General features: G+C 68.0%; 15 protein-coding genes and 2 pseudogenes. 11 read left to right on the top strand and 6 right to left on the bottom strand.

Annotated elements, in window-relative coordinates:
- Window positions 1-65: 65 nt before the first annotated feature.
- The 3 genes from L1066_RS12050 (at window position 66) to L1066_RS12040 (ending at window position 3,028) form a co-directional block, all read left to right on the top strand.
- Complete coding sequence (locus L1066_RS12050; RefSeq protein ID WP_235736553.1) at window positions 66-959, top strand: phosphoribosylaminoimidazolesuccinocarboxamide synthase; 894 nt, start codon at window positions 66-68, stop codon at window positions 957-959.
- An 8-nt stretch (window positions 960-967) separates the two neighbouring features.
- Complete coding sequence (locus L1066_RS12045) at window positions 968-1,387, top strand: SRPBCC family protein (protein WP_235736552.1); 420 nt, start codon at window positions 968-970, stop codon at window positions 1,385-1,387.
- A gap of 87 nt (window positions 1,388-1,474) precedes the next feature.
- Complete coding sequence (locus L1066_RS12040) at window positions 1,475-3,028, top strand: long-chain-fatty-acid--CoA ligase (protein ID WP_235736551.1); 1,554 nt, start codon at window positions 1,475-1,477, stop codon at window positions 3,026-3,028.
- Window positions 3,029-3,163: 135 nt separating this feature from the next.
- Here the strand turns inward: L1066_RS12040 and L1066_RS12035 are convergent, their stop codons facing one another.
- The gene (locus L1066_RS12035) at window positions 3,164-3,664 is read right to left on the bottom strand and encodes a YflT domain-containing protein (protein WP_235736550.1); all 501 of its coding nucleotides are present in this window, start codon (window positions 3,662-3,664) and stop codon (window positions 3,164-3,166) included.
- A 126-nt stretch (window positions 3,665-3,790) separates the two neighbouring features.
- Here L1066_RS12035 and purS point away from each other — a divergent pair, with 126 nt between their 5' ends.
- From purS to L1066_RS12020, 3 genes are read left to right on the top strand one after another with little or no spacing between them, the layout of a single operon-like run.
- The gene (gene purS / locus L1066_RS12030) at window positions 3,791-4,042 is read left to right on the top strand and encodes a phosphoribosylformylglycinamidine synthase subunit PurS (RefSeq protein WP_235736549.1); all 252 of its coding nucleotides are present in this window, start codon (window positions 3,791-3,793) and stop codon (window positions 4,040-4,042) included.
- Window positions 4,039-4,707 carry a phosphoribosylformylglycinamidine synthase subunit PurQ gene (gene purQ / locus L1066_RS12025; RefSeq protein WP_235736548.1) on the top strand — a complete coding sequence of 223 codons (669 nt, stop codon included), beginning with the start codon at window positions 4,039-4,041 and terminating at the stop codon, window positions 4,705-4,707. Before purS ends, purQ begins: the two co-directional genes overlap by 4 nt.
- Window positions 4,704-5,150, top strand: a complete 447-nt coding sequence (locus tag L1066_RS12020; protein WP_235736547.1) for a DUF3817 domain-containing protein — start codon at window positions 4,704-4,706, stop codon at window positions 5,148-5,150. Before purQ ends, L1066_RS12020 begins: the two co-directional genes overlap by 4 nt.
- A 180-nt stretch (window positions 5,151-5,330) precedes the next feature.
- Here the strand turns inward: L1066_RS12020 and L1066_RS12015 are convergent, their stop codons facing one another.
- Complete coding sequence (locus L1066_RS12015) at window positions 5,331-6,494, bottom strand: glycoside hydrolase domain-containing protein (RefSeq protein ID WP_235736546.1); 1,164 nt, start codon at window positions 6,492-6,494, stop codon at window positions 5,331-5,333.
- A gap of 438 nt (window positions 6,495-6,932) precedes the next feature.
- Here L1066_RS12015 and purL point away from each other — a divergent pair, with 438 nt between their 5' ends.
- The 4 genes from purL (at window position 6,933) to L1066_RS11995 (ending at window position 11,311) form a co-directional block, all read left to right on the top strand.
- A complete protein-coding gene (purL, locus tag L1066_RS12010) occupies window positions 6,933-9,185 on the top strand; it encodes a phosphoribosylformylglycinamidine synthase subunit PurL (RefSeq protein WP_235736545.1) in 2,253 nt (750 codons plus the stop codon).
- Window positions 9,186-9,312: 127 nt separating this feature from the next.
- Window positions 9,313-9,723, top strand: coding sequence for a hypothetical protein (locus tag L1066_RS12005; RefSeq protein WP_235736544.1), 411 nt, complete (start codon window positions 9,313-9,315; stop codon window positions 9,721-9,723).
- A gap of 11 nt (window positions 9,724-9,734) precedes the next feature.
- Window positions 9,735-10,457, top strand: coding sequence for a hypothetical protein (locus tag L1066_RS12000; protein WP_235736543.1), 723 nt, complete (start codon window positions 9,735-9,737; stop codon window positions 10,455-10,457).
- Window positions 10,458-10,546: 89 nt separating this feature from the next.
- Window positions 10,547-11,311, top strand: coding sequence for an alpha/beta hydrolase (locus L1066_RS11995; protein WP_235736542.1), 765 nt, complete (start codon window positions 10,547-10,549; stop codon window positions 11,309-11,311).
- Window positions 11,312-11,363: 52 nt separating this feature from the next.
- On the opposite strand, the gene L1066_RS11990 is transcribed toward L1066_RS11995, so the two are convergent.
- The 4 genes and pseudogenes from L1066_RS11990 to L1066_RS28585 form a co-directional block, all read right to left on the bottom strand.
- Window positions 11,364-12,158, bottom strand: a complete 795-nt coding sequence (locus L1066_RS11990) for an ABC transporter permease (protein ID WP_235736541.1) — start codon at window positions 12,156-12,158, stop codon at window positions 11,364-11,366.
- A complete protein-coding gene (locus L1066_RS27695) occupies window positions 12,155-12,700 on the bottom strand; it encodes an AAA family ATPase (protein ID WP_312007688.1) in 546 nt (181 codons plus the stop codon). Before L1066_RS27695 ends, L1066_RS11990 begins: the two co-directional genes overlap by 4 nt.
- A 12-nt stretch (window positions 12,701-12,712) precedes the next feature.
- Window positions 12,713-12,919, bottom strand: a pseudogene (locus L1066_RS28590) (ABC transporter); the annotation flags it as partial.
- A 107-nt stretch (window positions 12,920-13,026) separates the two neighbouring features.
- Window positions 13,027-13,170: pseudogene (locus L1066_RS28585) on the bottom strand (hypothetical protein); the annotation flags it as partial.
- 62 nt (window positions 13,171-13,232) lie between these two features.
- Between L1066_RS28585 and L1066_RS11980 the strand changes: the two are divergent.
- Window positions 13,233-14,201: a helix-turn-helix transcriptional regulator gene (locus L1066_RS11980; RefSeq protein WP_235736540.1), complete on the top strand. Its 969-nt coding sequence runs from the start codon at window positions 13,233-13,235 to the stop codon at window positions 14,199-14,201.
- The last annotated feature ends 38 nt before the right edge of the window (window positions 14,202-14,239 follow it).

Genomic DNA, 14,239 nt, shown 5'->3' with positions numbered 1-14,239 from the left:
AGGCCGCGGTCAGCCCGCGCCCACCACCCATTGAGGCCGGGCTGCCGGTCAGTAGGGTTGATGACGTGAGCGCCGACCTGAACATCCCTCCTGCGCCGGTCATCCCCGGCACGACCCACCTGCATTCCGGAAAGGTCCGCGACCTCTACCGCATGGACGAGGGCGAGCACACCGGGAAGCTGCTGATGGTCGCGAGCGACCGGATCAGCGCCTACGACTTCGTGCTCGACACCCCGATCCCCGACAAGGGCGAGATCCTCACCCGCATGTCGTTGTGGTGGTTCGAGCAGCTCGGTTTCGAGCACCACGTGATCAGCACCGAGGTGCCGGAGTCCGTGGCCGGTCGCGCGGTCATCTGCGAGCAGTTGGAGATGTATCCGGTGGAGTGTGTCGCGCGCGGCTACCTCACCGGTTCGGGCCTCCTCGACTACCGCGATTCCGGCGCCGTCTGCGGCGTCGCGCTGCCTGACGGCCTGGAAGACGGATCGCGGCTCCCCGAGGCAATCTTCACTCCTGCTGCCAAGGCTGCGGTCGGCGACCACGACGAGAACGTCTCCTTCGAGGCAGTCGTCGCCACGGTCGGTGTCGAGGTCGCCGAGACGCTGCGGGCCACCACGCTCGAGCTCTACACCCGTGCGGAGGAGATCGCCCGCGAACGCGGCATCATCCTGGCCGACACCAAGTTCGAGTTCGGTGCCCGCGCCGACGCGACGTTGGTGTTGGGCGACGAGGTGCTCACGCCCGACTCGTCGCGTTTCTGGCCGGCCGAGGAGTGGCGGCCCGGCCGCACGCAGCCCTCCTTCGACAAGCAGATCGTGCGCAACTGGCTCACCTCTCCGGCCTCGGGCTGGGACAAGGCCTCGGGTGTGAAGCCCCCGGCCCTGCCTGACGACGTGGTCGCCCTGACCCGCGCGAAGTACGTCGAGGCCTACGAGACGCTCACCGGCCTGCGTTTCTGAGGGCCACCGTGGGTTTCCCCGTCTCGGTCGTCTTCGAGACCTCGCCAGAGCAGGCCTTCGACCACCTCACCGACCCGGGACTCCGCGCCCGGTGGCAGTCGAGCCTGCGCACGGTCGTCCCGGTCACGCCTGACCAGGACGGGGTCGGCGCCCGCTGGTACGACGTCACCCGGCTCGGGATCCGACCGTTGATGGAGGTGACCGCCTGGGAGCGACCGGTGCGGTGGACCGAGCGCGGCACCTGGCGGGGCGTGGAGGTGACGCTGAGCCTGGAGTTCGCCGCCCTGCCCGCTGACGAGGGTGCCCAGCGGACGCTGGTCACCGCCACCGCCGACTCCACCAGTCGGATCGGGCGGCTGCTCCTCGACGGGATCGGCGCCCACGTCGCTGCTGCCGACCTGCGTCGTGCCGCCCGCGACCTGCTCTAGCCCCGCCGGACCTGCAGGAATTGCGCGACGAGATTGTTTCCCGCCAGTAGGTTTTCATCCAACGACCCGATCGACGTTGGAGGAACAGTGCTCAATCTGGCATCACTGCTCGAGGGATCCGCCGAGAAGTACCCGACGCGCGACGCCGTGGTGCTGGGCGACGTACGCCTCAACTATGCGCAGGTCAACGGTGCGGCCAACCAGGTCGCCAACCTGCTGGTCTCCCGCGGCATCGAGCCCGGGGACAAGGTCGCGCTCAGCTGCGCCAACATCCCGCACTTCTCGATCGTCTACTACGGCATCCTCAAGGCTGGCGCCACGGTCGTGCCGCTCAACGTGCTCCTCAAGGGCCGCGAGGTCGCCTACCACCTGGGTGACTCCGACGCGAAGGCCTACTTCTGCTTCGAAGGTACGCCGGAGCTTCCGATCGGCGCGGAGGGGCACGCGGGCTTCGAGCAGGCAGACGGGTGTGAGCACTTCTTCCTCATCACCGCCGACGCTGCGGCCGAGTCGCCGTACTCGGGCACTCAGACGATGGCGCAGGCGGTGGCCGACCAGCCCGGGAGCTTCACGACCGTGGCGACCCGGGCCGAGGACACGGCGGTCATCCTCTACACGTCTGGCACGACAGGGCAGCCCAAGGGTGCGGAGCTGACCCACCGCAACATGAGCTCCAACGCCTTGGTGAGCAAGGATCTCTTCGGCGCCGATGCCGCCAACCCCGACACCTACCTGTCGGTGCTTCCCCTCTTCCACTCCTTCGGCCAGACCGTCATCCAGAACGGTGCCTTCGCCTTCGGCGGCACGGTCGTGATGTTGCCGCGCTTCGAGGCCAAGGCGGCGCTGTCCTTGATGCTGCGGCACGAGGTGACCTTCTTTGCCGGTGTTCCGACGATGTACTGGGGCCTGCTCGGTGCCCTCGACGACAGCGTCGACGTCGAGGCCATCGCCCAGAACCTCCGCATTGCTGCTGCCGGCGGATCGGCGCTCCCGGTCGAGGTGCACAAGCAGTTCGAGGAGCGTTTCGGCGTGGTGATCCTGGAGGGATACGGCCTGTCGGAGACCTCCCCGGTGGCCAGCTTCGCGGTCTTCGGTGAACGTCCGCGGGTGGGCTCGATCGGTGTGCCGATCACCGATGTGGAGATGAAGCTGATCGACCAGGACTGGAACGACCTGGCGGACGGCGACGACGTGATCGGCGAGATCGCCGTCAAGGGCCCCAACGTGATGAAGGGCTACTACGACCGCCCCGAGGCGACTGCCGAGGCGATCCACGGCGAGTGGTTCCGCACTGGTGATCTCGCGCGCAAGGACGCCGACGGCTACTACTACATCGTCGATCGCTCCAAGGACATGATCATCCGCGGCGGCTACAACATCTATCCGCGGGAGATCGAGGAGGTCCTGCTCACCCACCCCGACGTGTCCCTCGCCGCTGTCATCGGCGTACCGCACGAGACCCACGGCGAAGAGGTGAAGGCCCACGTCATCCTCAACCCGGGTGCCACCACGACCTCCGAGGAGCTCATCGCCTGGGGCAAGGAGCAGATGGCGAACTACAAGTACCCCCGCGTCATCGACATCGTCCCCGCCCTCCCCATGACCGCGACCGGCAAGATCTTGAAGCGCGAGCTCTCCTGACCGCGGCCGTTTCTGGATAGTCCCTGACGTTTTTGCTGCCTCGGAGCCGATTGAGGAGCAAGAACGTCAGGGACTACCGCGGCCCAATGGGGCCGAAAGACGGTGGTCGGCCCACGCGGACAAGGCGTGGCAGGACTACTCGAAGGGGCTGGGGAGTGCGCCGGGGAGGTCGGCGAGGATCTCGAGCGCGTTGGCACGGTGCTTGTGCTCGACGAGCACCTCGTACTTCGTGGCGACCACGGCGCTGACGGACGAGAAGTCGCGCTCGCCGCGGGTGGCGGCGTAGCCGAGCAGCGCCCAGATCATGCCGAAGAGGGCGCCGATGATCGCCGTGGACAACATCACGGCGAAGACGGAACCATCACCGAAGAGTGACAGGGCGAGTCCGACGAAGACGCCGAGCCAGACACCCGTGACTGCGCCGAGGCCCGCCACGCGGCCCGTGGTGAGGCGCCCGGTGATGCGCTCGACCTGTTTGAGGTCGGTGCCGACGATCATGCAGTTCTCCACCGGGAATCCCTTGTCGGCCAAGTGGTCGACGGTCCGCTGGGCCTCCGGATAGCTCGCGTAGACCGCCAAGGACTGCGGGAACTCCAGAGCGAGGCCACGGTGAAGATGCGCGTTGGGGGCTGCCATGTCTCCCATCGTGCCGCACCGGCCCAACCATGGCGGCCGTCCGTACGTCGACGCGCGGGTCGGGGGCGCTCGGCCCTCCGATAGAATCGGTACCGCTCAGTCTTCCGTTCCGCCAGAGGAGTCCCCGTGGCCCGGGTCGTCGTCGACGTCATGCTCAAGTCCGAAATTCTCGACCCCCAGGGCAAGGCGGTGCAGGGTGCACTTCCCCGGCTCGGCTTCGACGGCGTGCTCGACGTACGCCAGGGCAAGCGGTTCGAGCTCGAACTCGAGGGCGACGTGACCCCCGAGCGGCTCGCCGAGGTCGAGAAGATCGCCGAGACGCTGCTCTCCAACCCGGTCATCGAGGACTACACCGTCCACGTCGAGGCCACGGCATGAAGGTCGGCGTCGTCACCTTCCCGGGCTCGCTCGACGACGTCGACGCGCAGCGCGCCGTCCGTATCGGCGGCAACGAGGCCGTGGCGTTGTGGCACGGTGACCACGATCTCCGCGGCGTCGACGCAGTGGTCCTCCCCGGCGGCTTCTCGTACGGCGACTACCTGCGTTGCGGCGCCATCTCGCGCTTCTCGCCCGTCATGACCGAGGTCATCGCAGCAGCGGAGCAGGGGATGCCGGTGCTCGGCATCTGCAACGGCTTCCAGGTGCTCTGCGAGTCGCACCTGCTGCCCGGTGCGTTGATCCGCAACGACCACCGCAAGTTCGTCTGCCGTGACCAGCGCCTGCGCATCGAGAACAACCGCACCCCGTGGACCAACTCCTACGCGGAGAACGCAGAGATCACGGTGGTGCTGAAGAACGGCGAGGGTTTCTTCGTCGCCGACACCGAGACCTTGGACCGGCTGGAGGGAGAGGGTCGCGTCGTGGCTCGCTACCTCGACGTCAACCCCAACGGTTCGCTGCGCGACATCGCCGGCATCACCAACGAGCGCGGCAACGTGGTCGGTCTGATGCCGCATCCCGAGCACGCGGTCGAGGCGCTGTGCGGCCCCGGGGTCGAGGGCCTCGGTTTCTTCACCGGCCTCGCTGCCGAGGTGTTCGCATGAGCCCGAAGCGTCTCTTCCGGATCGTCGCGGTGGCCGAGGCGATCACCTGGGCCATGCTGCTGTCGGGCATGTTCCTCAAGTACGTCACCGAGACCACCGAGCTGGGTGTCCGCATCGGCGGCATGGTGCACGGTGTCGTCTTCGTCGCCTACGTACTCACCACGATCGTGGTGGCGATCGACGCGAAGTGGCCCGCGAAGCGCACGCTCGTCGGCCTTCTTGCCGCGGTGCCCCCGTTCGTCACCGTGTGGTTCGACCTCGCAGGTGAGAAGCGCGGTTTCTTCGCAGGCACTTGGCGGCTGCGCTCCGAGAAGCCGGTCGGCTTCCTCGAGAAGGTCACGGCGTGGTTGGTCACCAAGCCGCTGCAGGGCCTCGTCGCGGGTGTGATCGCCGTCGCTGCGCTCACCGGTGTGGCACTGCTGGCCGGTCCGCCCGCCAGCTGATCCGTTTCGCCGGACGGCCCGACGCCCACTGGGGGTCGGGCCGTTCTGCATTCCTGGCCGGCGGCGCCACGGAGGCGACACCTCGACGTACGGAGGTGTCGCCCCGGGGTACGGAACCGATCGCAGGGAACACGACGGCCCCGACCGGAGACCGGTCGGGGCCGTGGTGCCGAAGGTTGCCTACTTGAACTTGCCGGCCTGGAGCTTCTGCCACATCGAGGTGTTGATGACGCCAGAGGCAGTCACCCCGATGTTGCGCTGCCACTGCTTGGCGGCTGCTTCGGTGGCGGCGTCGAAGACGCCGGTCACGGGGACGGTCTGCTTGGTCGCGGCGGTCAGCGCTCGCTGCAGTCGGCGGACCGGGGCACCCTTGCTCCCTCGCTTGACCACCTTGATCTTGCCCTGGGAGAGGAGGGAGACCCAGCTCTTCCGGTTGAAGACAGGCTTGCTGGCCAGGCGGTTGCTGGACTGGAAGGTGTTGGCCGCGGCCAACGTCCGGGCGTCGAAGGTGCCGGTGAGCTCACCCTTGTAGAGCTTTTGCTTGCGGAGCAGGCACTGGGCGGCCTTGACGGCCTTCACCTTCTTCTTCGCTGCCGTGAGCTTGGCGTACTTCGGCAGGCTGACCGCAACCTTCTCCTTGCACCGGGCCTTCTCGGCGGCGGCGACGGTGCCCTTGCCGAGGCTGAGGAAGTTGCTGTCGATGTTGATCGTCACGCCACCCCAGGTCTCGTTGTGACCGCCCTTGTACTGCTTCACCCGCGAGTGCGGCATCCACCCGTCGGCGCGGAGGTAGCCGGGAGCTTCGAGGTTGGCGATGCCGTCCCAGCGGGCCACCCAGAGTCGGTCGGGGAGGACGTACTTGCCGGGCTCGTTGACGCGGGCGTCGTCGAGCATCTTGATGCCCGAACCGGCGCTCGAGTAGACGCCAGAGACGTAGTTGAGGTTCTTGATCCGCTTTGAGTAGGCGCTCAGGAACCACATGGCGGACTGCCGGCACTGGGTGTTCGTGAGGTCGAAGCCCTCGAGGTCGTACCAGAGCGTGCTGCCCGGTGAGATGCCCAGTGCCTTCGCGGCGGCCACCGTCTTGGTGGCCTCCTTGCGAGCCTGCTTGCGCGCCTTGGCGTAGTTGTTCTTGGCGGCCTTCTTGATGACCTTGTCGTCCTTGTAGCGCGGGAACCGGTCGAGGCAGTTCGCCTGCGGGCCGAGCGTGATCGGCAGCAACCGCCAACCGTTGGCCAACTGCTTCTTGACCCAGGTCGGGGTCAGGTTGGGCTGGTTGCGGCAGGCCCGCGAGTCACCGGAGATGTAGATGCCCACGCCCGAGAAGGGGAGTGCTCCATCCACGTGTCCATGGCCTTCTGGGTGGGTGTCAAACACTGGTCGAAGGCGTAGCCGGTGAAGTTTCCGGGGGTCACCTGGGCGGCTTGGGCGCTCGTGGCGCCGAGGCTGGTCACAGACATTGCGAGTACGCCGGCAAGTGCGGCGCCGAGCAATGCGCGACATCGGAGGAAGCGCATGGAATTAACTCCAACAATTGGGGACGTCCGCGTCACCCTAACCTCACTAATCACACGAGTAACACCTGAATGGGTGAATTACAATCATGTAATTGAATGCCGCTGCCCCTTGATCGCATTAATCACAAGCGTGTAATTCAATACGGCGGAAAATGCCTTCGCGGCGCACCGCCCCACTGCAGGCGGAGGCGCCCTGCTCGCGTGGCGTCGTACCGCCCCTCGGCCGGTGCTCGGAGCGTCGGAGGCGACGGGTAGATTTCGCGCTGTGGCGAACACTCATCTGGACACCGTTGCCGTAGCCGACGACGACCCGGACCGGGCGCAGCCCTGGGCCGACCTGGGCCTCAAGGCCGACGAATACGAGAAGATCCGCGAGATCCTCGGACGCCGACCCACCAGCAGCGAGCTGGCGATGTACTCGGTCATGTGGAGTGAGCACTGCTCCTACAAGTCGTCGAAGGTGCACCTGAAGCAGTTCAGCGAGCTGCCGCAGTCGACCCCGCGTGGCGCGATGCTCGCCGGCATCGGCGAGAACGCCGGTGTGCTCGACATCGGTCAGGGCTACGCGGTCACCTTCAAGGTCGAGAGCCACAACCACCCGTCCTACGTCGAGCCCTATCAGGGGGCGGCGACCGGCATCGGCGGCATCGTCCGCGACATCCTCGCGATGGGTGCCCGCCCGGTCGCCGTCATGGACCCGCTGCGCTTCGGTCCACTCGACGCCGACGACACCCACCGGGTGCTGCCCGGCATCGTGGCCGGCGTCGGCGGCTACGGCAACTGCCTCGGCCTGCCCAACATCGGCGGCGAGGCCGTCTTCGACGAGACCTATGCCGGCAATCCGCTCGTCAACGCGCTGTGCGTCGGCGTGCTCAAGCACGAAGACCTGCACCTCGCCAAGGCATCCGGCGCTGGCAACCAGGTGATCCTGTACGGCGCCCGCACCGGTGGCGACGGCATCGGTGGCGTGTCGATCCTCGCCTCCGAGACCTTCGAGGACTCCGGTCCCGCCAAGCGTCCTGCCGTGCAGGTCGGCGACCCCTTCATGGAGAAGCTGCTCATCGAGTGCACCCTCGAGATCTTCGCCGCCGGTCTGGTCGCTGGCATCCAGGACCTTGGCGGCGCCGGACTGTCGTGCGCCACCTCCGAGCTCGCATCGGCCGGTGACGGCGGCATGCGGGTGCACCTCGACAAGGTGCCGCTGCGCGACTCGACGCTCTCGCCCGAGGAGATCCTCATGAGCGAGTCCCAGGAGCGCATGATGGCCGTCGTCGAGCCGGCCGACGTCGAGGCCTTCCTCGCCATCTGCGCCAAGTGGGACGTCGAGGCATCGGTCATCGGCGAGGTCACCGACACCGGCCGCCTCGAGATCGACTGGCACGGCGACCGCGTCGTCGACGTACCCCCGCGGTCCGTTGCTCACGACGGCCCCACCTACCACCGCCCGTTCGCGCGCCCCGACTGGCAGGACGCGCTGCAGGCCGACGGCGCGGAGAAGCTCGCGCGTCCGGTGACCGGTGACGAACTCAAGGACACGCTGCTGCGTCTGGTGGCCTCGCCCAACCTGTGCGACAAGTCGTGGATCACCGATCAGTACGACCGCTACGTGCGCGGCAACACCGTGCTCGCGCAGCCCAACGACAGCGGCATGATCCGTGTCGACGAGGAGACCAACCTCGGCGTCGCCGTGTCGACCGACTGCAACGGCCGCTTCGCGAAGCTCGACCCGTACGTCGGCGCGCAGCTCGCGCTCGCCGAGTCCTACCGCAACGTTGCGACCGGTGGTGCGACGCCGCTGGCGGTCTCCGACTGCCTCAACTTCGGCTCGCCCGAGGACCCGAGCGTGATGTGGCAGTTCGCGGAGGCCTGCCGAGGTCTCAAGGATGCCTGCCTCGAGTTGGGCATCCCGGTCACCGGCGGCAACGTGAGCCTCTACAACCAGACCGGCGAGACCGCGATCCTGCCGACCCCGGTGGTCGCCGTGCTCGGCGTGATCGACGACGTCACGACCCGCACCCCGTCGGCCTTCGTCGCCGCGGGTGAGCGGATCTTCCTGCTGGGCGAGACCCGCGAGGAGCTCTCGGGTTCTGAGTGGGCCCACGTGGTGCACGGGCACCTCGGCGGGCTGCCGCCGAGGGTCGACCTGGCTGCCGAGCGGTCGCTGGCCGAGCTGCTCGCCGAGGGTGTCGGCGTGCTCACCTCCGCCCACGACGTCTCCGACGGCGGAGTTGCGCAGACGCTCGTCGAGAGCGCGCTGCAGAACGACATCGGCGCCTCGGTCGAGCTCTCGGGCGACGCGTTCGTCGGGCTCTTCGCCGAGTCCGCTGCTCGCGCCGTCGTGACGGTCGCTGACGCGGATGCCGACGCGCTGATCGCCCTCGCCGAGAAGCACGGCGTTCCGGTGACCCCGATCGGCCGTACCGGTGGCGCAGACCTCTCCGTCGAGGGTCAGTTCTCGGTGCCGCTTGCCGAGGTCCGCGAGGCGTGGAGCGCCACGCTGCCCAACGCCTTCGCCTGAACGGCGCCGATGTAGAAGGTCGTGCGTGCCGAGGTGGCAGTTCTTGCGCTGCCTCGGCGGGTGACCGGGTTTCGAGCAGCAGTTCCGGTGGCAGGCTCCTGCCATGTCTGCTCGGATGGATTCTTCGATGAAGCGCGCCCGGCTGTGGCGACGACTGGTGCCCGTCGTGGTGCTCGGTGTGGGCCTGGCGGGTCTGGCTGCGTGCGGCGACGACGATGACGACCAGGACGACTCGACCTCGTCGGCCGGTTCGCGGTCCCTGGCCGACGGGTTCTCGGTGCTGGGCGCGCTCGACCAGCTGCCGGCCTCGGGGCAGGTCGACCTCACGACTGCGGTGATCACCATGGCCGACCTGGACGCTGCGTCCGCAGCTGCAGGGGTGGAGCGGCCCACTGACGGCTCGCGCGAATCCTTCGCCAACTGGATGAACCCGATGACAGGGGTCGGGAACAGCAATGTCTTCCTCGTTCCGCCCGAGGGGCGAACCACCAGTACGCGGCGCCCGAGGAGTTCGCCGAGGTCGCCGGGTTCTCCCTGATCGATGCCTCCATGTATGCCGAGGTCGCTGCGCCGCCCTATCAGTTCACGTTCCTCCACGGCGTCCCCGAGAACGCACTGGCGGACTCGTTGATCGACTCCGAGGACGGGATCCGTTCCTCCGGCGACGGCGAGGACCTCCAGCAGGACCTCGCCAACCGGACCGCCGTCGACAAGATCGGACGGTCCATTCGCTTCGCCCAGCGTGACGACACCATCGGATTCGGCACCTCGACGCCGATGGTCAAGGCGTGGGCCGACGGTGCCGAGACGCTGGCAGACAACGATGCGCTCGCCGCTCTCGCCAAGGCGTTGGACGACGAGGACGTGATCAGCGCAGTCCTCAGCCAGAGCGTGGGTGGTGGGTTGGAGGGCTACGTCGGATCCACCCTCGCCCCGGAAGCACTGGAACAGCTGGAGAAGTCGCTCGAAGGCATGATCCCCGACGATCCCTACGATGCCGTCGGCATCGGTTGGGACGCGGACGGAGACGTTCACGTCGCCTATCACTTCGGTGACGCCGACGCTGCCGAGGCGAGCGTCGACGTACTCGAGAAGGTGTGGAGCGAGGGCACGAGTGTCCGCACGATGCGCCCACTCAGCGACTTGGTCACGCTCGACGAAGTCGACGCGGAGGGCGAGGTGGTCGTCGTCGGCATCCGGCCGGTCGACCAGCGCGCGGGCGTGCCGTGGCAGATGCTGATGCAGCGCGAGGTGGTCTTCATCTCGCGTTGAGTCAGCGTTGACGGTGGGATCGTCCCTAACAGATTTGTAGTTTCCGGCTGAAATCTACAAATCTGTTAGGGACGATCCCCCGGGGAGGGATGTTCGTGGAGCGAGTGCAGTACGGGCCGGGGGCCGGGCAGTACGCCGAGTGGTCGCCGGTCGAGGCGGCCCGCGGGATCATCGTGGTCATCCACGGCGGCTATTGGCGCTCGCGCTATGACCTCTCGCTGGGACGGCCGCTCGCCCATGACCTGCACCGCAGGGGTTGGGCCACCCTCAACCTCGAGTACCGGCGGATCGGGAGCGGTGGTGGCGCCCCGGAGACCTTCGACGACATCGCGGCGGGGATCGACCTGCTCGGCACCCTGGTTCCTCGGCATGCTGGCCCGATCGTTGCGCTCGGACACTCGGCCGGCGGCCATCTCGCGGTCTGGGCCGCGGGTCGCGCACGGCACGGGTGGCCCGAGGGCGTGCGTCTCACGCACGTGGTGAGCCAGGCCGGGCTGCTCGACCTGCGGGCAGCCCATCGCGATCGGCTGAGCGGCGACGCAGTCGCCGAACTGTTCGGTTCGGAATCCGGGGCTGTCGGCGAAGGCAGCTCCGAGAACGGACCCACAACGGACCTGGTCGAGGCACGCTTCGACCCCCAGCAACAGGTGCCCCTCGACATCCCGGTCATCTGCCTGCACGCGCCGGACGACGACATGGTGCCGATGAGCCAGTCGGTCGGCTACGTCCGGGCCGCCTCACGCGCCGGTGCCCAGGCCGATCTGGTGGAGGTGACCGGCGGTCACTTCGACCTGATCGAACCGGGCAGTAGCGCCTGGAGCCAAGTGCTCGGGGTGCTCGACTCCCTGTCCTGACGAGGTCGCGCAGTTGGGGAGGCGAGGTCGCGCAGATGGTGGCAAACCGCACTCACGCCCGACGCATCGCCCTCACCCCGACCCACACCCCGAACGCGGCGACCACGGCAGCGCCCGCGAAGCCCGAGGCGATCACATCGAGGTGCCACACCCCGGAGAAGAGCTCCCGGGAGGCCTCGACGACGTACTTCAGCGGGTTCAGGTCGGACAACACCTGCAGCCAGCGCGGCGCGCCGTCGAGCGGCAGCAGGATTCCGGCGAGCAGCAGGAACGGGAAGATCAGCGTCTGCTGCACGGTCCAGAAGAGCCACTCCTGTCCTTCGGCCACCAACGCCAGCGCGAAGCTCAGCGACCCGACGCCGACGCTGAACAGCGACAGCATCACCACTGCCACGAGCACGCCGCTCAGGTGCAGGTCGAAGCTGAAGGGCGTCACCACGACCAGGATGATCGCGGTCTGCATCAGCATCGGCACGACCTCCTTGCATGCCCGCCCGACCAGCAGCGACGAGCGCGACAACGGTGAGACCAGCATGCGTTCGTGGGAGCCGGAGATCATCTCGTCGCTCAGGGCCGAGCCCGTGAACGACGCCCCCATGAGGCAGGTCATCGCGACGATGCCGGGCACGAACCACTGCAACGCCGACCCGTTCGTCGTCTCCGGGAGCAGGGGCGCGAAGAGACCGAGGAAGACGAGCGGCTGCACCATCGCGAACAGCACGGACGCAGGCTCACGCCACACCGGCTTGAGCTCGCGGGTCATCACGTTCCAGGTGTCGGCCAAGAAGCCGGTGGGCCGTACGTCGCTCGCGAGCGTCGCGCGAACCGGTGCGGTGAGGGTGCTCATGCTGCTTCTCCTTCGGTGATCGAGTCGGTGCCGGCTTGTTCGTTCGCTTCGCGCAGGCTGCGGCCGGTGAGGTCGAGGAAGACGTCGTCGAGGGTGGGGCGCGAGACCTCGACACTCAGGGCGGCGGTCCCGCTGGTCTGCAGGTCGGCGATCAGCGCGGGCGCGTGCAGGTGGGCGTCGGGGGCTCGGACCTCCAGGAGCGGGCCGTCGGTCGACACTGACGATCCGGGCACCCGCGTGGCTCGTTCGGCTGCTCGGCCGGCATCGGCAGCGGACCCGAAGCCCAGCAGCACCAGATCACCCAGCCGGGACTTCAAGCGGGTCGCGCTGTCGTCGGCGATCACGGTGCCGTGGTCGATCACGATCACCCGCTCCGCCAAGGCGTCTGCCTCGTCGAGGTAGTGCGTGGTCAACACGATCGTCGACCCGGTCTGCTGGTGCAGTCGCTCCACCAGGCCCTGCAGGTTGGCCCGGTTCTGCGGGTCCAGCCCGGTCGACGGCTCGTCGAGGAACAGCACTCGGGGCAGGTGCACCAGCCCCATCGCGATGTCGAGCCGGCGCCGCTGCCCGCCGGAGAGCGTGCTGACCTTGCGGTCGGCCACGGCCTCCAGGTCGAGGTCAGCGATCAACTCATCGGCTCGCGCATGCGCCTCGGCGCGACGCAGCCCGTGGGCTCGGCCTTGGCTGATGAGTTCATCGCGGCCGCGCTGCTGATGACCCGCACCGTTGCCCTGACCGACGTAGCCGATCGCGCGACGTACGGCTCGGGGGTCTGCGCGGACGTCGTGGCCCGCAACGACGGCGGAGCCCGCGGTCGGGGGAGGAGAGTGGTCAGCATGCGAAGCGTGGTCGACTTGCCAGCGCCGTTGGGGCCGAGGAAGGCGACGAGCTCGCCCTGGGCGATGTCGAGGTCAAGGCCGCGCACGGCCTCGACGGTCTGCTTGTGAGCCGTGAAGTGGCGGGTGAGGCCGCGGGTCACGATCACCGGTTCGGAACGGGTGTGTGTGGTCATGGACTTCACGATTCCGGAGCTTGCGGTCAGTTTCTGTCCGCAATCAGATCTATTCTCGAAGCATGGCTAACACCAGTGCACGGATGCTGAGGCTGCTCTCCCTCCTGCAGACCCACCGTTACTGGCCGGGCGGCGAACTCGCCGATCGCCTCGAGGTCAGCGGCCGCACCCTGCGACGTGACATCGACCGCCTGCGCGACCTCGGCTACCCGGTTGACGCCGTCCGCGGAGTCGCCGGCGGCTATCAACTCCAGGCCGGCGGCCAGCTCCCGCCACTGCTCCTCGAGGATGAGGAGGCCGTCGCCATTGCGATCGGCCTGCGCACGGCGGCTGCGGGCACGGTGCAGGGCCTGCAGGAGAGCTCGTTGCAGGCGCTCACCAAGGTCGTCTCCCTCATGCCCCCTCGGTTGCGCCGTCGCATCGACGCACTCCAGTCGCAGACCACGCCCGCGCCGTCGTGGGGCCCACCGATCGATGCCAACGCGCTCATCACGCTCGCCCAGGGCTGCCGCGACGACGAGACGGTTCGGTTCGGCTACACGGCCCGCGAGGGAGTGGAGACTCGACGCCACGTCGAGCCGTTCGGACTGGCCAGCCTCGGCAGTCGGTGGTACCTGGTGGGCTGGTGCCGGGAGCGGCATGACTGGCGCAGCTTCCGCGTCGACCGGATCACGGCTCCCAGCCTGACCGGCACCCGCTTCCGGCCCCGTGAACTCCCGGCCGACGACGCCCTCGCCTTCGTCCGTGCCGGCATCCGTTCCGTCCCCAAGAAGTACGACGTCCGCGTGCGGTTCGCGGCCCCCGTCGAGACGGTTGCTGCCGCGGTCGGACGTTGGGCCACGATCACTCCTGCTGGAGATGGTGCGCTGATGGTGATGCAGGCCGACGACTTCTTCTGGCCGCTCTCGGTGGTGGCCACCATCGACGCCGAGTTCACCATCGAGTCGCCGCCGGAGTTGGTCGAGGCCATTGCCGACTCCGCTGCCCGACTCACCCGCGCCGCCGCCCATCCGTCGACGTCGCCCGAATAGCCGTCGACGTCGCTCATGTTGTGCGCGAGCGCTTCGGC

This window comes from Nocardioides alcanivorans (assembly GCF_021555175.1).
GTDB lineage: Bacteria > Actinomycetota > Actinomycetes > Propionibacteriales > Nocardioidaceae > Nocardioides > Nocardioides alcanivorans.
The sequence above is the reverse complement of the archived record's forward strand: the minus strand, read 5'-3'. Positions and strand labels throughout refer to the sequence as shown.